At 60.5% G+C, this 19,871-nt stretch carries 15 protein-coding genes and 1 tRNA gene; 9 read left to right on the plus strand and 7 right to left on the minus strand.

Annotated features, from left to right (window positions below):
* Positions 1–292: 292 nt before the first annotated feature.
* From ACTQ05_RS08660 to ACTQ05_RS08690, 7 genes are all read left to right on the plus strand, one after another.
* Positions 293–1,171 (plus strand): patatin-like phospholipase family protein, encoded by an 879-nt coding sequence (locus tag ACTQ05_RS08660; protein ID WP_154517988.1) that lies wholly within the window; start codon positions 293–295, stop codon positions 1,169–1,171.
* 157 nt (positions 1,172–1,328) lie between these two features.
* Entirely contained in the window at positions 1,329–1,772 is a 444-nt protein-coding gene (gene rplM, locus ACTQ05_RS08665; protein WP_370450665.1) for a 50S ribosomal protein L13, read from the plus strand.
* Positions 1,773–1,774: 2 nt separating this feature from the next.
* Complete coding sequence (rpsI, locus tag ACTQ05_RS08670) at positions 1,775–2,170, plus strand: 30S ribosomal protein S9 (protein ID WP_022094634.1); 396 nt, start codon at positions 1,775–1,777, stop codon at positions 2,168–2,170.
* A 123-nt stretch (positions 2,171–2,293) separates the two neighbouring features.
* Complete coding sequence (gene glmM, locus ACTQ05_RS08675) at positions 2,294–3,631, plus strand: phosphoglucosamine mutase (protein WP_154517985.1); 1,338 nt, start codon at positions 2,294–2,296, stop codon at positions 3,629–3,631.
* Between the two features lie 70 nt (positions 3,632–3,701).
* Positions 3,702–4,199 carry a PTS sugar transporter subunit IIA gene (locus tag ACTQ05_RS08680; RefSeq protein ID WP_427728682.1) on the plus strand — a complete coding sequence of 166 codons (498 nt, stop codon included), beginning with the start codon at positions 3,702–3,704 and terminating at the stop codon, positions 4,197–4,199.
* A 272-nt stretch (positions 4,200–4,471) separates the two neighbouring features.
* Positions 4,472–5,200 carry a glucosamine-6-phosphate deaminase gene (gene nagB / locus ACTQ05_RS08685; RefSeq protein ID WP_427747557.1) on the plus strand — a complete coding sequence of 243 codons (729 nt, stop codon included), beginning with the start codon at positions 4,472–4,474 and terminating at the stop codon, positions 5,198–5,200.
* Between the two features lie 536 nt (positions 5,201–5,736).
* Positions 5,737–8,736, plus strand: coding sequence for an AfsR/SARP family transcriptional regulator (locus ACTQ05_RS08690; RefSeq protein WP_441064200.1), 3,000 nt, complete (start codon positions 5,737–5,739; stop codon positions 8,734–8,736).
* Between the two features lie 61 nt (positions 8,737–8,797).
* Here ACTQ05_RS08690 and ACTQ05_RS08695 read toward each other — a convergent pair whose 3' ends face one another.
* From ACTQ05_RS08695 to ACTQ05_RS08720, 6 genes are all read right to left on the minus strand, one after another.
* Positions 8,798–9,097: a YhbY family RNA-binding protein gene (locus ACTQ05_RS08695; protein ID WP_441064201.1), complete on the minus strand. Its 300-nt coding sequence runs from the start codon at positions 9,095–9,097 to the stop codon at positions 8,798–8,800.
* 157 nt (positions 9,098–9,254) lie between these two features.
* Complete coding sequence (locus ACTQ05_RS08700) at positions 9,255–9,980, minus strand: class I SAM-dependent methyltransferase (protein ID WP_441064203.1); 726 nt, start codon at positions 9,978–9,980, stop codon at positions 9,255–9,257.
* A 480-nt stretch (positions 9,981–10,460) separates the two neighbouring features.
* The gene (locus ACTQ05_RS08705) at positions 10,461–11,825 is read right to left on the minus strand and encodes a PFL family protein (RefSeq protein WP_427719427.1); all 1,365 of its coding nucleotides are present in this window, start codon (positions 11,823–11,825) and stop codon (positions 10,461–10,463) included.
* 108 nt (positions 11,826–11,933) lie between these two features.
* The gene (locus ACTQ05_RS08710) at positions 11,934–14,483 is read right to left on the minus strand and encodes a homocysteine S-methyltransferase family protein (protein ID WP_441064205.1); all 2,550 of its coding nucleotides are present in this window, start codon (positions 14,481–14,483) and stop codon (positions 11,934–11,936) included.
* A 9-nt stretch (positions 14,484–14,492) separates the two neighbouring features.
* Positions 14,493–15,281: a hypothetical protein gene (locus tag ACTQ05_RS08715; protein ID WP_441064206.1), complete on the minus strand. Its 789-nt coding sequence runs from the start codon at positions 15,279–15,281 to the stop codon at positions 14,493–14,495.
* Positions 15,281–16,153 (minus strand): methylenetetrahydrofolate reductase, encoded by an 873-nt coding sequence (locus tag ACTQ05_RS08720; protein ID WP_441064208.1) that lies wholly within the window; start codon positions 16,151–16,153, stop codon positions 15,281–15,283. The genes ACTQ05_RS08715 and ACTQ05_RS08720 overlap by 1 nt, the downstream gene beginning before the upstream one ends.
* 495 nt (positions 16,154–16,648) lie before the next feature.
* On the opposite strand from ACTQ05_RS08720, the gene ACTQ05_RS08725 reads away from it, so the two are divergent.
* The gene (locus ACTQ05_RS08725) at positions 16,649–18,736 is read left to right on the plus strand and encodes a glutamine synthetase III family protein (RefSeq protein WP_154517961.1); all 2,088 of its coding nucleotides are present in this window, start codon (positions 16,649–16,651) and stop codon (positions 18,734–18,736) included.
* Positions 18,737–18,931: 195 nt separating this feature from the next.
* Here the strand turns inward: ACTQ05_RS08725 and ACTQ05_RS08730 are convergent.
* Positions 18,932–19,008, minus strand: a tRNA-Glu gene (locus ACTQ05_RS08730).
* 192 nt (positions 19,009–19,200) lie between these two features.
* Between ACTQ05_RS08730 and ACTQ05_RS08735 the strand changes: the two genes are divergently transcribed.
* A partial coding sequence (locus tag ACTQ05_RS08735) for a helix-turn-helix domain-containing protein (RefSeq protein WP_441538877.1) occupies positions 19,201–19,871 on the plus strand: 671 nt, incomplete at its 3' end.

Genomic DNA, 19,871 nt, shown 5'->3' on the forward strand with positions numbered 1-19,871 from the left:
ACGGTGAGCCCGGCGCCGCGAAGCGCCCTGGCCCTCTCCACCATTCTCCTACTGTATGCCATGCGGACTCCGTTCCGGACCTCAACGGTCCAACTTTTTGTCCGCAGTCCCACGCTCAGAATGGGATGCATTTTCCGGATGGGTTGTTGGCGGAAAGTCCATCCCGGAATCGCCCCCCAGAACGGGACGTGCTTTCCGCCAGCCGCCCCGTCCTACTCAACTCCAAAACCCATACGCTCTCCATCTCAAAACTGGGTAGAAGAAGGCCAAAACGAAACAGTAGGAGGTCAACATGACGGCAGAAGATAAGGCAAAGAACGCCGGCAAGGTCGCGCTCGTTTTGGAGGGTGGCAGCTTCCGCGGGCAATTTACCGCGGGCGTGCTCGACGTCCTCATGGAGGCTGGCGTCGAGATTCCGGCTGTCTACGGTGTATCGGCCGGCGCCCTCAACGGCGTGAACTACAAGTCGCACCAGATCGGCCGTGCCAACCGCATCAACCTGACTTTCTGCAACGACAACCGCTTCATGGGCGCCGCATCGTTTGCGTCCACGGGCTCCATCGTGGGTTACGACTTCATCTTCAACGATGTCCAGGACCGCTTGGATCCCTTTGATAACGAGGCATTCGACGCGAGCCCCATCGAGATGTACGCCGTCGCGACGGACATGCTCTTTGGAACCGCTGCATACCTGCCGGTCAAAAGCGCCGTGCTCGACCTCGATGCCGTGCGCGCCTCGACGTCGCTGCCGCTGGTGACGCCGCCGGTCGAGATCGACGGGCACAAATACGTCGACGGCGGCGTAGCCGATTCGGTCCCCATCGAGCACGTGCTGGAGGAGGCCGGCTTCGATCGCGCGGTTGTCATTGTCACGCAGGACCGCTCGTACGAGAAAAAGCCCTACGAGTTTATGCCTGCCGCACGCGCCCGCTATGCCGACTACCCCTATCTGCTCGAGGCTATCGAGACGCGCCACGACCGCTATAACATCCAGCGCATGCATCTGTGGAAGTATGAGCGCGAGGGCCGCGCGCTGGTCGTTGCCCCGCAAAAGCCTGTCGAGGTCGGTCACGTCGAGCACGATCCGGCAAAGCTTCTCGACCTGTATATTCAGGGTCGTCAGGAGGCAAAGCGTCTGCTGAGTGATATCGAGGCATTTGTCGAGCGCTAGCGTCGCGACATCATTACCGATGGACGACATGTGCAGAAAGTCTGGTCAGAGCCAAAATACCTGTTGACTCGGGCGACGGGCGGGGTAATATGGACGGGTTACTTGCAGAGCCCCGTGAATCTCTGTAACAACACGTACTGTACATGGAGGAGTCTAAGTGATTTCGAAATCGACTCACTACGCCAAGCAGGGCGAGGTCCAGCGCAACTGGGTTCTCGTCGACGCCGATGGTGCTGTCCTGGGCCGTCTTGCCACCCAGATCGCAATGATCCTGCGCGGTAAGAACAAGCCCCAGTTCACGCCCAACAGCGACTGCGGCGACTTCGTTGTCGTCATCAACGCCGATAAGGTCCAGCTTACCGGTAACAAGGCCGACACGAAGACCTATTATCGCCACAGCGGCTACAACGGCGGCCTCAAGGCTGAGAGCTTCCACCAGGCTATGGAGAAGCACCCGGAGAAGGTCATCGAGCGCGCCGTTCGCGGCATGCTGCCCAAGACCACCCTCGGCCGTGCCCAGATGACCAAGCTTAAGGTCTACGCTGGTGCCGAGCATCCGCATGCTGCCCAGAACCCCACGAAGATTGAGCTGGAGGCTTAAAGATGGCTGAGAACACCGTTGTCTACCAGGGTACCGGCCGTCGTAAGAACGCCGTCGCCCGCGTCCGTCTCGTCCCCGGCACCGGCAAGGTGACCATCAACAAGCGTGACGCCGAGCAGTATTTCGGCCGTCATCAGCTCGTTGAGAACGCCCTTGCTCCCTTCAAGGTGACCGATACCGCCGGTCAGTTCGACGTTATCGCTCTGTGCGATGGCGGCGGCATCTCCGGTCAGTCCGGCGCTCTGCGCCTGGGCATCGCTCGCGCTCTTCTGAACGCTGGCGACTACCGTGCTGACCTCAAGAAGGCCGGTTTCCTTACGCGCGATGCTCGCGTGGTCGAGCGCAAGAAGTACGGCCTCAAGAAGGCCCGCCGCGCTCCCCAGTTCTCCAAGCGCTAAGGTTTTATCTCCTTACGAGATACAATGTACAAGCGGGGCCTGCCGATTGCTCGGCGGGTCCCGTTTTTCTTTTTCGACTAGGGTGGGCGAGTGCGTTTTGCCCACTTGGGAAGGAGCGATCCTATGCCCCAGAACATCTTTGGCACCGACGGCGTCCGTGGCGTCGCCAACGCCGACCTCTCGTGCGACCTCGCGTTTCGCCTTGGCCGTGCGGCGACCAAGTTCCTTGGTCCGGACATTTGCGTTGGCCGCGACACGCGTCTTTCGGGCACCATGCTCGAGAGTGCTCTGACCGCTGGCATTATGGCCGAGGGCGGTCGCCCGCACTGCTGCGGCGTTATCCCTACGCCGGCCGTGGCGCTGCTCACCGTCCAAAACGACCTCGACGGCGGCATCGTCATCTCCGCTTCGCACAATCCGCCGGAGTTTAACGGCATCAAGTTCTTTAGCCGCAAGGGCATGAAGCTTCCCGATGCCGTTGAAGAAGAGATCAGCGCCTGGGTCATGTCCGAGGAGGCCATGGCTGCCGACACGCTGCCTACCGGCGCCGGTGTGGGCCACATCATCAAGATGAAGGATGCTCGCAAGGCATACGTCGACCACGCTATCAGCACCCTCGACGGCCTTAGGCTCGACGGCCTGGTCGTTGCCGTTGACTGCGGTCACGGTGCTTCCTGCCAGACCACGCCTGCCGCGCTTCAGCGTCTGGGCGCCACGGTCCACGCCATCAATACCGACTACTGTGGCACCGACATCAATGTCGAGTGCGGCTCCACTCATCTTGAGCCCCTGCGCGAGCTCGTGCTGCGCACCCACGCCGACATCGGCCTGGCCCACGACGGTGACGCCGATCGCGTGCTGTTCGTGGACAGCGAGGGCAACGAGATCGATGGTGATTACATCCTGGCCATCTGCGGCTCTGACCTCGCCGCTCGCGGCAAGCTCGCCAACTCCGAGATCGTCTCGACCGTTATGTGCAACTTGGGCTTTTCCATCGCTATGAAGGAACAGGGCTTTGAGATGGTGCAGACCGCCGTGGGCGACCGCTACGTGCTGGAGCGCATGCTCGCGGACGGCGCCGTTATCGGCGGAGAGCAGTCCGGCCACATCATCTTCCTGGAGCACAACACCACCGGCGATGGCCTGGTGACGGCGCTGCAGCTGCTGGCCGTGCTCAAGCGCACTGGCCGCACCCTCACCGACCTTGCCGGCATCATGAAGAAGTACCCGCAGGTGCTCGTCAACGTGCATTCCGACAACAAGGCCGGTCTGGACGATTGCCAGCCCATTTGGGACGCTGTCGCTGCCGCCGAGAAGGAGCTTAACGGTCGCGGCCGCATTCTGGTGCGCCCGAGCGGTACCGAGCCGCTGGTTCGCGTGATGGCTGAGGCCGAGACGCACGAGCTGACTCAGCGCGTCGTTGACGACATCGTCGAGGTTGTCAAGCGCGAACTTCCCTAATGGTCAAAAACCAATGCCAAGTGGTAAACTAGGAAGCTGGTTTTGATCATTGGTATGTCCAAGGGGGAGCATGTTCACTAAAGTCCTAAGGTCTTTTGGTATGCGTGGTCGAGTCCTTACGCTGGATGCTCCCATCTCGGGCGATGTCATTCCGCTTTCCGAGGTTAACGACCAGACGTTTGCCACGGGCCTTTTGGGCCAAGGCGTTGCCATTCGGCCTACGGGCACGCGCGTGATTGCACCTGCGGATGCCAAGATCGAGGCGATTTTTCCAACGGGACACGCCGTTGCGCTCAACACGGTCGATGGCTTGGATGTTTTAATCCACGTTGGACTCGATACCGTTCAGCTCGAGGGCAAACACTTTACCGTGCATGCACAGGTGGGCGATATCGTCCATAAGGGCGATGTGCTTATCGAGTTTGAACGCGAGGCAATCGAGGCCGAGGGCTACGATGTGACGGTTCCCATTTTGGTGTGCAACTCTGTTGAGTTCTCGAGCATCAAGGGCTCCGTCGGCGAGCATGTCGAGGAGATGGATCAGCTCATCGTCGCTCGCGAGCGCTAACTCGTTCGCTTGCCCTTTGGCCTACAATTCAAACACGTTTACGGAGGGCGCCCTTGAAAGAGGGCGCCCTCCGTGGCAAGATGGAAAATGTCCGAGGCTAAAAGGCTTCGGGTCACCGTGGACGGGCAGGGGCCTCGACGCGGCTAGACACGAGATACATACATTACGCGACCTCGCCCTGGTGGCCGCAAACGTTGGTTGCGGCCGACGCAGGCCGCGGGCAAGTGCTTGTAAGGGGAGCCTTGCCTCTCTTCTACGAGAAAGGATGCGTAATGAAGATCATTAAAGCTAAAGACTACGAGGATATGAGCCGCAAGGCCGCCAATATCATCTCGGCGCAGGTTATCCTTAAGCCCGATTGCGTGCTCGGTCTTGCCACCGGCTCCACTCCGATTGGCGCCTACAAGCAGCTCGCCGATTGGTACAAGAAGGGCGATATTGACTTCTCCGAGGTCAGCACCTATAACCTGGACGAGTATCGCGGCCTTTCGCACGATGATCCCCAGAGCTATCACTACTTCATGCGCGAGAACTTCTTCGATCACATCAACGTCGATCTGAATAACACGCACGTGCCCGATGGCTCCAACCCCGATGCCGCCGCTGCCTGCTCCGAGTACGATAAGATCGTCGCTGCCGCCGGTTACCCGGATCTGCAGCTGCTCGGCATTGGTAATAACGGTCATATTGGCTTCAACGAGCCCGATGACCACTTCTCCAAGGGTACGCACTGCGTCGACCTCACCGAGAGCACCATTCAGGCCAACAGCCGCCTGTTCGATAGCATCGACGACGTTCCCCGCCAGGCTTACACCATGGGTACCCAGACCATCATGTATGCCCGCATGATCCTGGTCGTCGCCAACGGCGAGGCCAAGGCTCAGGCTGTTCACGATATGTGCTATGGCCCGGTTACGCCCGAGTGCCCGGCTTCGATCCTGCAGCTGCACACCAACTGCGTCGTCGTTGCCGACGAGGCTGCCCTTTCGCTCTGCGAGTAGTACAATCCGAGCGATTTGTTATTACTTTGTTACAGGCTCCCGTTCTGCGGGGGCCTTTTTTATTATGCATATGTGGGATGGCGGCTAGCTTATAGACTCATGGGCTCCTATGCTGCGTCCGTCCGCAATATCTGCCAGCGGAATCAGAATGAGCGCGGGCTTTATGGTGTGCATAACATTAGCTTGCCAAAAGCTTGACGGTGGTGCCTCGTATAGTGTGATGCATTCTCTAGCATATTCTATTCAAATATGCTACTAATGAGTCGCAAACGGTAGCAGCGCGTAGGCGAGTTGCGCAACAAAATATTACAAGCCCCATTGCGTTACACTGCCAAATGAGTGGGACATGCTGGCAAGCGCATTGACCTGCGCAAAGACCGGTTGGTTGGGGGAAAAGTTTCAATCGGCGCTCGCTGAACAAAAACTTGCCAAATGCGAACCGAAAGACAACCTAAAACTCTGCGTCGTTCGATTTACGGGATGGCTTGGGCTGTCTTGCGATTACGGTGTCCATGTGGCCGAGGTAAGGAGCGAGCATGATGAACGGGCTGAACGATACGGACGATCTCGAATTGGCGCCATTGGGCACAGGTTATATGGTCCGACGTGATCGCCTGATGAGCGAGTTGATTGTCAAGGGCCGCAAGGCGGGCATTGTGTTGCTCTATGCACCAGATGGGTTTGGGAAAACATCGATATTGCTTCAGTACACTCAGGAAGTCAAAAGCGACCCGACGCGCGGTCTGGTACGAATCATCGAGGCTGACCGCGCGATTGCCCGCGAGGTGTTTATGCAGCTCGAAGTGGTCACAGATGAACTTGAGGACAAACCGCGATCGTTGATTGCGATTGATAACGTCCCCAACCTCGATCAGCAAGATACCGAGGAGCTTATCGATCGAATTCGAGGCCTGCGCACTATGGGGATCGGGGTCTTTGTCACCTGCCGCCCCTCAAATCGCCAGTTGATTCGCGGGCTGGGTGACTCGGTCAAGATCAATGCGCAGATGCTCAAGGTGCATGCCTATGAGTATTCGGCTTGGGCATCGGCGTTCTCGATTAGCACGTCGCTCGATTTTTACCAGCTCACACAGGGTGTTCCCGAGTTGGTTTCGGCTATGCAGACGGGGCTGTACGGAGAGGGCGACGTTGCCAGCTTGCTCGAAAACGAGATTGTCAACGTATACGGTGCGGCACTTGCCGATATGGCATCAATCGATAACGGCGCCCTATTTAACGTGGCGTGCGTGATGGCCCTGATGGGCGAGGGCAAGATTGCGGAACTTGAGGCATGCGGTGTCAGGCTTTCCATGATCGATCAGTCCTATCTTGTTCGTGATTATCCGATTTTTGGTGTCGATCCGGTCGACCGAAGCTTTACGTGTATGGGCACCGAGGATAACGCGCGCCTGAGATTACGAAAAATGGTTGCGGAAATTCGTCCAGAGCTCGTTATGCGCGCGGCACGCATTCTGCTCAAGGCGGGCCGATGCGATGCTGCGATGGATTTGGCAGATGCCTTTTTGGATCGCGACGCCGTCCTTGAGCTTGCTGGACAGTATGGTGTCGATTTGGCTCTGACTGGGCATGGAGGGGATGTCTGTCGCGCGGTACTGAGGACGACGGATGCCGACAAGCCCGCGTTGGAGCCGACGCCCACCGAGGCACTTGGTGTCTATTTGGCGGCGGTAAGCGTTTCGAATACTAAACTGGCCCGGTATATGGCCTCGATTGTCGAACATGCGAGCGCACAGTCGGTCCGCGAGATTGATTTGGTTTCTTGGAAAGTCGCCCAGGTGCTTACGGTCGTCTGTTATGGAGATTGCGAGCTTGGGCTTCCAGCCAATCCTGCTCTTCCAAAAAATGAGGCATCTTGTGCTGCGCTCGATATGCTGTCGGCGCATATCGAGGTTAAGAGCCGGCTGACCGAACAGGCGAAAGACGGCGCAGCACTTTCGGGACTCAAGGCGAACAAGGTATATGATTGCGAACTCGATATTGCAGAGATTCTCATACGGGCAGATCGGATGTTGGTGGAGCTCTTTGATGGGTCCTTTATGGGAATCGATGAGCGTGACGACGAGATGTCTCGAACACGGGAGGCACTCGATGCTCGTGGGCTTAAGGCACCGGCTGTCTGGGTGCGTATGGTGCTGGCGGCACGGCGTCTGCTTGCAGGCCTGCCAATGACTGACGATACGGCGTTTAATGAGCTCGATCGCTTTGCCGTGCGCGTGCGTGACAATCAAATCCAGCTGTTTGGCCTGCTACTTGAAGGCTGGCAGGCGCTCGCCGAGGGGCGCCCGGTCAACGCGAAGTTCCGCGCGGTCCAGGTGCTCAAGCTTGCTGACGAGTCGATCGCATACATGCGCGACAACGCGTTGCTGTTGGAGCGTGCATCAAGCCTTCGCAATACGTCGATGGTGTCGGTACGAGAAGAGGCAGAGCTGCTCGACCTAAGTCGGACACAAGTCGGCGGCGCGGAGGCTTGGGTCGTAGCGCTGCATTTGGCGTCTGCGGGCCGTGACAGCGATCTTGCCGCCTGGATGTCTATGAATCGTTCTGGGATTCTGGAGCCAGCGTATCGGCTGTTTGCACGCCTTGCGATGCATTGCCTGGGCGAGCCTGCTGCCAAGATTCGAAAGAAGCTCCCGGTGCGTGAGCTATCGCGATATTCGCTGCGCGACGATTTGGAGGGAGAGAGCGAGCGGCTGTTCCAGGTCGGCGAGGTCGAACCCGTCGACGCTATCGATCATATCGAGATTCGCATGTTTGGCGCGTTTCGTGCCGAGCGCGACGGATTTCCCATCACAGACAAGATGTGGCGTCGTAAGAAAGCGGCAACGCTTGCCGAGCGGCTTGCGTTGGGTATCGATTCGTTTGTCGATCGCGAGACCTTGGCTATGGAACTGTGGCCACATGCCGAGTACAGTAGCGCCCGTAACAACTTGTATTCGACTGTGTCACGCTTACGATCCGCTTTGGGACCCACGCCAGATGGCAAGTCGTGCGTCCTGATTCAAAACGACTGCCTTGGCCTCAACAGGGATTACGTTAAGACCGATGTGAAGCTATTTGAGCAGATAAGCCGCGAGATTTTGGGTAATCGCACAAGAGTGCGTGGGCCTCACCTGGTCGAGCTGTGTCTTAAGATCGAACAGCTCTATACCGGACCGCTGTATATCCCCAACGGTTGCAATCCGACGTACTTTTTGCGCATGCGCCGCATCATGCAGTCGAAGTTTATCGACTGCATGATTGTGGGAGCAAGCGCTGCCTTGGAAGAAAACGACCTGCAGTCGGCAATCTGGCTGGTAGAAGCGGGGCTACGTCAGGAGACCGCACGCGAGGACATGGTGCGATGCGCCATGCGCGTGTACAGTGCGGCGGGGAGACGCCGCGATATCGTCGAGCTCTATAGCGGGCATATCCATCATCTTAAGGAACAGGTCGCAGGCGTTCCCGAGCCCGAGACCAAGCGTCTCTACGAGCGTCTGGTCGAAAGCAGGGTCAACCGACCGTTCATTGAGCGATAAAAAACGGGCGCCCGTATCATTCGGACGCCCGCAGGCTTGCTCTATGTGAACCGATCGGCCCTTAGACGAGCCTGATCTTCTCGATATCCTTGCGCGAGGACTCTCGATACAGCGAGAACTTGCGGCCGATAACCTGAACGACGTCGGCGTGGCAGCGCTCGGCGAGTTCCTCGGCGGCCTCGCGGGCAGAAAGGCTGGAGCCGTCCAGCACGGAGCACTTAACGAGCTCGTGCTTTTCCAGGTAGGCGGCCGTCTGCTCGACGGTACCCTCGTTGACATCGGACTTACCGATGATGATGGCGGGGTTGAGGTGATGGGCCATGCTGCGAAGCTGCTTGACCTGGGCTCCTGTCAGTGCCATGGGATCTCGCTTTCTATGTATGGGGCGCCCCGCGATGGGGCCTTAATCTACGTGAGCTGTCCCACGATAGCGCAGGAACGGCGCGGTGTGGAGCGCGTTTGCCAGTTCGCAAAGAATGCGGATGCCGGGCGGGTAGACGATGCATGCTTTAGATGGGCTACGGTCGGGGCGCAGAGACCGGCTCCCAGGCAATGAACGCCCATCGGACCTTGCGGATGTGGTCGAGCATGTAACGTCCCTGCGGCACGCCCTTGGATCCCGGCTCGCCGGCATGGGGGTTCTCGATCATATGTTGGGCGATATAGTCGCGCAGACGATCGATCTTATCCTCGTTGCCATGCTCGAGCATACGGGAGAAGTCCGCCACGCCGGCCTCGAGGCTATCGAAGGTGTCACGACGGGGCGATTCAAAATACGTGACCTGCGGTAGTGCGCCCATCTGAATAAGGATGTTAAAGGCGTACACAAAACCATTGCTACGGGTAACCGAGGCGCCGATGGCATTCATCACGTGCAGGTCATAGCGCGGGCTGGAGTTGGCGACCATCGTGACAGCACAACGCCGCCGAGCCGTACGGTCGAGCTTGGCAAGCGCGCCTTTTAGGTCGTTCGTAGTAACCGAGCGACTCGCAAAGGCAACATCTACCGCTTTCGCGACCGGTCCAACCAAATCCCAGTCATCATCCCAAGCAAGCTCAAGCGGTGTAATGCGATCCTCGAGCCCATAGTACTCAATGCCAGCATCAAGCGTGCCCAACATAGCAGGGGAAAAATCAGCGGCAATCACGGGATGTCCAGCCTGAGCAAGCGGAATAGCAATCGACCCGGCCCCACACCCCATATCCAGCACGGATTCACCAGGCTTTAACGCCAACAGCTTCATAAAGTCCCGGGCATACGGAGCAGTCTCAAGCGGCCGAAAATGCCGAGCCCGCTTATCCCATTCAAAAGAATCATCAGCCCGCCGCCGACCAGCCTGCAAGCGCATCCATTCGCCATTCCAATCCGCAGAAAGAAGCTCAGATTGAATTACACCATCAGCCACGGGCCATCCCCCTTACAACAAAAAAGCGGCCCCTCCCAAAAGAAGAGCCGCAACAAGCATATATCAGAAAAAGAACCGTTCCAACGCCAAACCGCCGCACCAGCCAAGTGGTGCAGGAGCGAAGCAACTGCAACCGGGATAGAACCCAACTGAGGTCCCGTTGTGCGGGAGCCCCGGGGAGGGCAAATATATAAGGTCGATCGCGAGTTCCGCACGAGCCGGAGAGCACTTAATGTGCTCTCCGTGCGAGTCAGGACTGTCCGAGCAGGCGACCTTATATATTTGCCCTCACCGGGGCTCCTCGCCAGTCCCCCTCAGCTAGTTCTTGAGCGAGTTCAGCGGCGCCGGGAAGCGTCCACCGCGGTGGGCAAGCACGGTGCCGGCGTTGGGGTTCACCGGCATGATGGGCGCACGGCCAAACAGGCCGCCATACTCGACGCAGTCGCCCACGCCCTTGCCGATGGCGGGGATCACGCGCACGGCCGTGGTCTTATTGTTGATGACGCCGATGGCCATCTCGTCGGCGATAATGCCGGCGATAGTCTCGACCGGGGTGTCGCCGGGAATGGCGATCATGTCCAGGCCAACGGAGCACACGCAGGTCATGGCCTCGAGCTTCTCGAGCGAAAGCGCGCCGGCCTCGACGGCGGCGATCATGCCGGCGTCCTCGGACACGGGGATAAAGGCGCCCGAGAGGCCGCCCACGCTGGAGCTGGCCATGACGCCGCCTTTCTTGACGGCATCGTTGAGCATGGCGAGCGCGCAGGTCGTGCCGGGGCCACCGCAGGTGCCCACGCCGATGATCTCGAGGATGCGCGCGACGGAGTCGCCGACGGCAGGCGTAGGCGCCAGCGACAGGTCGACAATGCCCTTCTCAACACCTAGGCGACGGGCGGCCTCGCGACTCATGAGCTCGCCGGCACGGGTGATCTTAAAGGCGGTCTGCTTAATCTTTTCGGCGACTTCCATCATCGATGCGGAATCGGGCAGCTTCTCCAGGGCTGCGGCCATAACGCCGGGGCCCGAGACGCCTACGTTGATGACGGCGTCGGCCTCGCCACCGCCGTGAACGGCGCCCGCCATAAACGGGGAGTCCTCGACCATGTTGGCAAAGCAGACAAACTTGGAAGCACCGACGGAATCCTCATCTGCCGTAAGCTTGGCGGCATCGATGATGGTCTGAGCCGCCATGAGCACGGCGTCCATGTTGATGCCGGCGCGCAGGCTGGCGACGTTGACGCTGGAGCAGACGCGGCTGGTGGTAGCGAGCGCCTGGGGGATGGACTGGATGACGCGGCGGTCGGCGTCGCCGATGCCCTTCTGGACGAGTGCGGAGAAGCCGCCCAGGTAATCGATGCCGAGCGTCTCGGCCGCGCGGTCGAGGGCATGCGCGATGGGGGTGAGGTCCTCATCCTTGCAGCACGCGGCGATCTGCGCCACCGGGGTGACGGAAACGCGCTTGTTGACAATGGGGATACCGTACTCGCGCTCGAGGTTCTCGGCGGTCTCGACCAGATGCTCAGCCGTGTGCGTCACGTGGTCGTAGATCTTCGTGCACATGCGGTCGAGGTTCTCGTCGCCGCAACCCATGAGCGAAACACCCATGGTGATGGTCCTGATGTCGAGGTTCTGCTCCTCAACCATGCCGCGGGTTTCCGCGATTTCTGCGGGCGTGATCGCCATCCTTGCACTCCTATCTGCCAAAACGAGCATAGTCTTGTCTATTCTAACGTGCCGCACGTGCCAAGTGGCGCATGCGGCACGTTTTGGTGCTCGGTTGTTTCCGTTGTGTTACTGCCCAAAGACCTCTTCGGCGATACGAGCGCTTTCGGCGGCGTCCTTGGCGTAGTAGTCCGCGCCGATCTGCTTGGCGTATTCGGGGGTGAGTACGGCACCGCCTACGATGATCTTGACGCCCGGCACCTCGGCATGAAGCAGTTTGATGGTCTCCTCCATAGCGACGACCGTGGTGGTCATAAGCGCCGAGAGGCCGACGAGCTTGATGTCGCGCTCCCGTACGGTCTTGAGCACCTCCTGCGGGTCGACGTCGCGGCCTAGGTCAAAGACGGTATAGCCGTAGTTATCGAGCAGCATCTTGACGATGTTCTTACCGATGTCGTGGATGTCGCCTTTGACGGTGGCCACGCAGATTTTGCCCTTGTCGGCAATCTCGCCGGCGGGCATCCGGCGCTTGATGGTGTCAAAACCCACGCGCGCGGCCTCGGCCGAGGCCATGAGCTGCGGCAAGAAGAACTTGCCCTGGTCAAAGAGGACGCCAACCTCGTCGAGGGCGGGGATAAAGTGGTTGTTGATGAGGTCCATGGCGTCGTGGTCTGCCAGCAGACGCTCGGTCTCGGCCGCAATCTCGCCTTTGCGGCCCGAGACGACCATGCGACGAATCGGGTCGTCGTTGCCGTCGGTGCCAGCGGCGGGCACAGTGTCGGTCGATACTGTCTGAGCCGCCGCCGGGTTCGCGGCGATCTTGTACGGATCGGTCCAGCCGGCGTAGCGCTCGATGTATCCGGTTGAGCCCTCGTCCTCAACGCTCAAGACGCGATAACTGTAGACGGTATCCATAAAGCGCTTGGAGCCCGGGTTCATGATGGGGGCGTCCAGGCCCGCGCCAAAAGCGGCAGCCAAAAAGACCGAGCCCAGCAGCGGGCGGGCGGGCAGGCCAAAGCTGATGTTCGACACGCCGAGTGCACATTTGACGCCCAGACGCTCCTTACACAGGGACATGGCGCGCAGGATCTGCTCGGCTTGGCGTTGATTGGTCGAGGCGGTCATGACCAGGCAGTCGATGAGGATGCGGTCCGGTCCGATGCCGTAGCGGGCGGCCTCGGCCACGATGCGCTCGGCGATGGCGAAGCGAGCCTCGGCGGTATCGGGAATGCCGCCTTCGTCGAGCGTGAGGCCGACGACGTTGGTGCCGTAATGGGCGACCAGCGGAAAGATCTCATCCATGATCTGCTGTTTGCCATTGACCGAGTTGATGATGGGCTTGCCGGCGTAGCGGCGCACGGCGGCCTCGACGGCGGCGGGATCGGTGGAGTCGATCTGCAACGGCAGCAGCGTGGAACCCTGGAGCTGTTCGGTCGCCTGTTGGATGATCTTGACCTCGTCGATCTCGGGCAGGCCCACGTTGACGTCCAGGATGTCGGCGCCTTGCTCCTGCTGGCTGATGCCCTGGCTTACGACGTAGTCCAGGTCGCCGTCGCGTAGGGCCTGCTGCAGGCGCTTTTTGCCGGTGGGATTGATGCGCTCGCCGATGACGGCGATCTTGTGGCCGTCACAGGGGAGGTCCACCACGGTCTGGGCGCTCGTAACCGACATGCTGGGCTTGCGGTGGCGCGGACTGGGCGTGTGGTTATCGATAAGCGTGCGCAGCGCTGCCATGTGCGCCGGCGTGGTGCCACAGCAGCCGCCCACGACGCTCACGCCGTCGGCGATCATGCCGGCGACGGCCTTGGCGTATTCGGGGGCCTGGATGTCAAAGACGGTGTTACCGTCGTCGTCCACGTGGGGGAGTCCCGCGTTGGCCTGCACCATAACGGGCTTGTCCGTAACGGTTAGCATACGTGCGGCGAGTCCTCGGAGCTCGGCCGGTCCCTGGCTGCAGTTGATGCCCAGGACGTCGGCGCCGATGGCGTCGAGCGTGATAGCGGCAACCTCGGGACTCGTGCCCAGGAAGGTGCGACCGTCTTCCTCAAAGGTCATGGTGGCAAAGACGGGCAGCTCGGAGTTCTCGCGGCAGGCAAGGACCGCCGCCTTGATCTCGGCAAGATCTGTCATGGTCTCGATAATAAAGAGGTCCACACCCGCGTCGACGCCAGCGCGCACTTCCTCGGCAAAGAGGTCATAGGCCTCGTCGAAGCTGAGGGTACCCAAGGGGCGAAGCAGCGCGCCGATGGGGCCGATGTCACCGGCGACATAGCGGGCGCCGGCCTCGCGGGCGCAGGCGACGGCGGCGGCAAAGACATCTGCCACGGTGGCGGCACCATCGAGCTTGTGGGCGTTGGCGCCAAAGGTGTTGGCGGTGATCACATCGCAGCCGGCCTCGACATACTGACGCTGAATATCGGTAATGACCTGGGGCTCCTCAAAGTTGAGCAGCTCGGGCAGGGCGCCGGCCTTCATGCCGGCCGCCTGCAGCATGGTGCCCATGCCGCCGTCGAACAGCAGGTGCCCCGTGCCCTCGATGGCGGCGCGCAGGCGATCGTCCTTAATGTAAAGGTCGTCGATCGTGCGCGTCTTGTACGTGGCGCCCCTGCGGCGGGCAGCATCAACGGGCGCCGCCAGCGCGGCGCCGTCCAGATCATGAGTGATAAGCGGAGTAAACATCGGGGGCTCCTAATGGCTGAAATAGCAGGTGGTGTGGGCGGCGCGGAAGCGGCAGTGCTCGCGCATGCGGCAGATATTGCAGGTGGGGCGACTCTGGGCGTCGTGGACCTCGCCGTCAAACAGGCCGATCACCGCGGTCACGCTCTTGGTGGGCATGAGCAGGCTGGTAGGTGTGACGGTAAGCCCGATGAGCCGCGTGGCGTTGAGTGCAGCCACGATTGAACGCTGAGCCGTAAGCGGGCAGTCGCCGTAGCCGGGACTGAAGCGCCAGTTACCGGCGAGTCCGTGTGCGGCGGCCGCAGCCTTGACCTGCTGGTCCATCTGCTCGACGGCAGCTTCCACATAGGCGGAGCACGCGGCATCGAGCACGGCTCCCTCTAGGGGCTGCTGGGCTCCCGTGGTGCGCAGACGACGCTCGGCGTCCATGCCGAGGGTGCATGCCATGAGCGCGGCAAAGCGGGCGTCTTTGAGATGTCGATAGATATCGCGACCGCGCAGCTCAACGTTGGTTCCAACCAGACGGATGCTGGGCTCTCCCTGCTCGTCCACGCCCATGGCATCGACGGCAAATACGCGGCGCACGCCACGGGGCTCAATGTCCAGCTCAAGGCGCTCGACCACAAGCTCAATACGTCGTGACAGCTCGGGCTCAATCTGCTGGCCGCCGTAACCCAGATACCGCAGCATCTCGGCACGATCGACGCGGGGATGGTGGGCATCATCGATACGGTAGAGCGCCGGCGACGCAAGGTCGGCCGGCACTTCACCAAAAGCTGTATCGATGTGCGGTTTTTCCATTACCCCAGGCGCTCCATAATGGTTGCGGCGATCGCAGGACGATTCATAGTGTACAGGTGCAGACCGTCGGCACCGTGCTCCTTAAGGTCGCAAAGCTGGCGGGCTGCATAATCTACACCGGCTGCCTGCAGGCTCTCGGGGTCGTTCTCGTATTTGGCGAGAATCTTGATGACGGGGGAGGGCAGCGACGCGCCGCACATAAAGACCATGCGGCTGATCTGCGACTTGCCCATAAACGGCATGATGCCTGCGGTAATGGGCACAGTGATACCGGCCTTGTCGGCAAGCTCGCGAAAACGGTAGAAGCACTCGTTATCAAAAAAGAGCTGCGTCACAAAGAAGCTCGCGCCGGCGTCCTGCTTTTGCTTGAGATATTCGACCGAGAGGTTGAGATTCTCACAGGCAATGTGGCCTTCGGGGTAGGCTGCGGCGCCCACGCAAAAGCCGGCGTCGACGAGCTCGGGGATGAGATCGCGGGCGTAGGCGTAGTCCGAGGCGGGCTTGTCATTCTCGCTCGCGCCGGCGGGAAGATCGCCACGCAGGGCCAGCACATTTTCTACGCCGGCGGAGCGGTATTCGTCGATCTTGGCGGCGATATCGGCATGCGTGCGGCCAACGCAGGTGAGGTTCGCCACCGAGGGCGTATCGAATTCGCCCGTAATCATATGCGCGATGGGGGCGGTGGTGGCGCCGTTGCCCGAGCCGCCGGCCGAGCAGGTGACCGAGACAAAGCTCGGCGAAAGCTTGCACAGATTACCAGCCACCTCGCGAGCCGTGTCGAGGGTAAGCTCGCCCTTGGGCGGGAACATCTCAAACGAAACGGGCGTGGTGCCCTGGGATGCTGCCTGCTTAAAAACCTCGTCGACGCGCATATCGTGCTCCTTTAGATACATTAGCGTGATGTGTTGTAAGGATTCTACAGCACCGCTGCGCTACGGCGGAGTTTTACTCGCTATTTGGAAATATCAATCGAAGATGTTTCGCTATCGGCATTCCCTATAACAGCGTAGCTAATTTGGAGCTTTTTTACCCCATCAACCAGGTACGCAGGGTAGTCTTTTTGGGACGGGGCTTTTTTAGCTACCCAATCCGGCGCCTCCAAAGCTTGAGACCATATTTAAATAGGGCAGCTAAAAAAGCCCCGTCCCAAAAAGACTACCCGTAAACCATGCGGAGAGGTCTGTAATTTATACAGTTGATTGGCTGTTGAGGGTGGCAACATCGCCGCGATGCGGTAACCTCATTGATTAGTTTCGCGACGGCAACATAACGGTAATGTCGCGGAAACACGGCGAGTCTAAGCTATGACTCGTTCGTTAGTAATCAACACCGCTTCTCACGCGGTGCCGATACGAAGGGAGTTCCGTATGGCCGAACTTACTGACCGCTTCGGGACCATGGTGTTCTCTGAGGAAGTCATGAAGGACTACCTCCCCAAGGACATTTGGAAACGCCTTGCTGCAACCCTCGAGGACGGTGAGCCGCTCGACCTGGATGTGGCCAACGCCGTTGCCCATGCCATGAAGGTTTGGGCCATCTCCAAGGGCGCGACGCACTACGCGCACTGGTTCCAGCCGCTTTCGGGCATTACTTCCGAGAAGCACGACAGCTTCCTCGAACCCAACCACGACGGCACCGCTATTACCAAGTTTACGGGAAAGAACCTCATCCAGGGCGAGCCGGACGCCTCCAGCTTCCCCAACGGCGGCCTGCGTGCCACCTTCGAGGCCCGCGGCTATACCGCTTGGGATCCCACCAGCCCCGCCTTTATCAAGGACGATGTCCTGTGCATCCCCACGGCTTTCTGCTCCTACACGGGCGAGGCCCTGGACAAGAAGACCCCGCTGCTGCGCTCCATGACCGCGCTCTCGCGTGAGTCCAAGCGCGTTTTGGCGCTGTTTGGTAAGACCCCCAAGAAGGTCGTTCCTTCCGTGGGCGATGAGCAGGAGTACTTCCTGATCAAGAAGGACGCTTACCGCAAGCGCAGGGACCTGGTCATCACCGGCCGCACCCTCTTTGGTGCTGCTCCCTGCAAGGGCCAGGAGCTCGAGGAGCACTACTTTGGCGCTATCCGCCCCACCGTCTCGGCCTATATGAAGGACCTGGACGATGAGCTGTGGGCGCTTGGCATTCCCGCCAAGACCAAACACAACGAGGTCGCTCCCTGCCAGCATGAGCTCGCCCCCGTCTATGGCGAGGTCAACGAGGCCATCGACCAGAATCTGGTCATGATGGAGAAGATGAAGCTCATCGCCTCCCGCCACGATTTGGTCTGCCTGCTGCACGAGAAGCCCTTCGAGGGCATCAACGGTTCGGGCAAGCACAATAACTGGTCGCTTGGCACCGAGTCCGAGAATCTGCTCGATCCGGGCGACACCCCGCTCGACAACCTGCAGTTCATCGTCTTCCTCACCGCGGTGATCGAGGCCGTCGATAACTATCAGGAGCTCCTGCGTGCCTCCGTTGCCTCGGCCGGCAACGACCATCGTCTGGGCGCCAACGAGGCTCCTCCGGCGATTATGTCCATCTTCCTGGGCGACCAGCTTACCGAGGTCGTCGAGAAGATCATCGATGGCAAGGCTTCCGTCCATGCCACGCGCGGCGTGCTCGACCTGGGCGCCGATACCCTGCCCAAGCTGATGCAGGACAACACCGACCGCAACCGCACCTCTCCGTTCGCCTTCACCGGCAACAAGTTCGAGTTCCGTGCCTGCGGCTCCGAGCAGAACGTCTCCGACTCCAACCTGGTGCTCGATGCCGCCGTGGCCAAGTCGCTCAAGTCCTTCGCCGACGCACTCGAGGGTACGCCCGAGGATAAGTTCCAGGACGCCGCGCTCGAGTACTGTAAGAAGGTGCTGACCGATCACCAGCGCATCCTGTTCTCCGGCGACGGTTACTCCGACGAGTGGCCCATCGAGGCCGAGAAGCGCGGCCTTGCCAACAACAAGACCACGGCCGACGCTCTTCCCGCCTTTGTTTCCGATAAGGCTATCGCGCTCTTTGAGGAGACGGGCGTCCTGACCAAGGCCGAGGCTCAGTGCCGCTACGACTGCAAGCTCGAGAAGTACAACAAGCTCATGAACATCGAGGCTACCACGATGATTCGCGAGGCACGTCGTACCTATCGTCCGGTCATTACCGCCTATGCCACCAAGGTCGCTAAGGGCCTTGAGACAATTCGTGCCGCCGGTGCTGAGGCCGCAATGCAGTGCGAGCAGAACACGCTCAACAAGCTCTGCAACGGTATCACCGCCATCAACGACTCCATCAAGGCGCTCGACGCCGTGCATCAGAAGGCCGAGGCTCTCGATGGCCAGGAGCAGGCCAATGTGTATGCACACGAGGTCGTTCCCGCTATGGATACGCTGCGTGCCTCCGTGGATGCCATGGAGGAGATCGTGGCCGCCGACTACTGGCCGGTCCCGACCTACGATGACATCCTGTTCTACGTGTAGGGCATAGCCAACATATCGTCACGGTATTAAGCCGGGGTCCGCATCGCGCGGGCCCCGGCTTTTTGATTGCGAAGGACGCTTTGGAGTCCGTTTTGCCGCCGATTTGCCGGGGTCCGCAACCTGTCGGGTTCGAATCCCGGCATATCGGTAACAAAAAGCCCGCTACTGAATTGGTAACGGGCTTCTCAGATTCTGTGGTGCCCCCAGCGGGATTCGAACCCGCGATATCCACCTTGAAAGGGTGGCGTCCTTGGCCGCTAGACGATGGGGACAGCGGGAAAGAGTATAGCAGACTTTTTTGTCGGCGCGTATATCGTTGGCAAACTGGAAAACCACCACACAGGAGCCTTGATTATCAACTTCATCCGAACACCTCCCACATTCATCCGTACATGTGCGGATGAATGTGGGAACCCGATACCCTGAGGGCCGGATCGGCCGGCCCCGGGAGATCGGAGGACGGTATGTCCGGAAAGAAGAAGAGCGGCTCCGCAAGGGCGGTTCCGAGGGCCTACGGAAGGCTCACGAGGCACGAGCGGGACACGGTCCAGAGGATGCTGGAGCGCAGGGCGTCGTGCAGGGAGATCGCGAGGGAGCTGGGCAGGTCGCCCTCGACGGTGAGCGCCGAGGTGGCGTCGCACAGGTTCGTGACGGCGCCGAAGGCCAGGCGCGGCGAGCGCGTGGACGCCTCCGCCGACCTGTCGGCGGCCTGCCCGCGCCTGGCGGCGTGGCCGCGATGCTGCAACGGCTGCGGCCGGTACCGCGCGATCGGCTGCAAGCGCCGCCCCCACGTCTTCTACGAGGCCCGGGCCGCGCAGCTGTGCGCCGACTCGGTCCTCGTCTCGTCCAGGCGCGGGATAGACGCCGACGAGCCCGCCGCGGCGGCCAGGCTGGAGGCGATAAGGGACTGCCTGCGCCGGGGGCTGTCGCCCGAGCAGATGGCGGCGCGCAACGGCGGCCCGGTGGACCTGTCGCCGTCGACCATCTACCGCTGGGTCTCGGCGGGCTACGACGGCATGACCAACATGGAGCTCAGGCGCAAGGTCGGCTACAGGCCGAGGAAGCGCGCCGCGGGCCGGGCGGCGACCCGCCACTCCGCCCGCAGGTCGCATGCCGCGTTCCTCGCCCTCGGGGA

Origin of the sequence: Collinsella sp. LCP21S3_A9 (assembly GCF_052118785.1) — a bacterium.
In the GTDB taxonomy this organism is placed as follows: domain Bacteria; phylum Actinomycetota; class Coriobacteriia; order Coriobacteriales; family Coriobacteriaceae; genus Collinsella.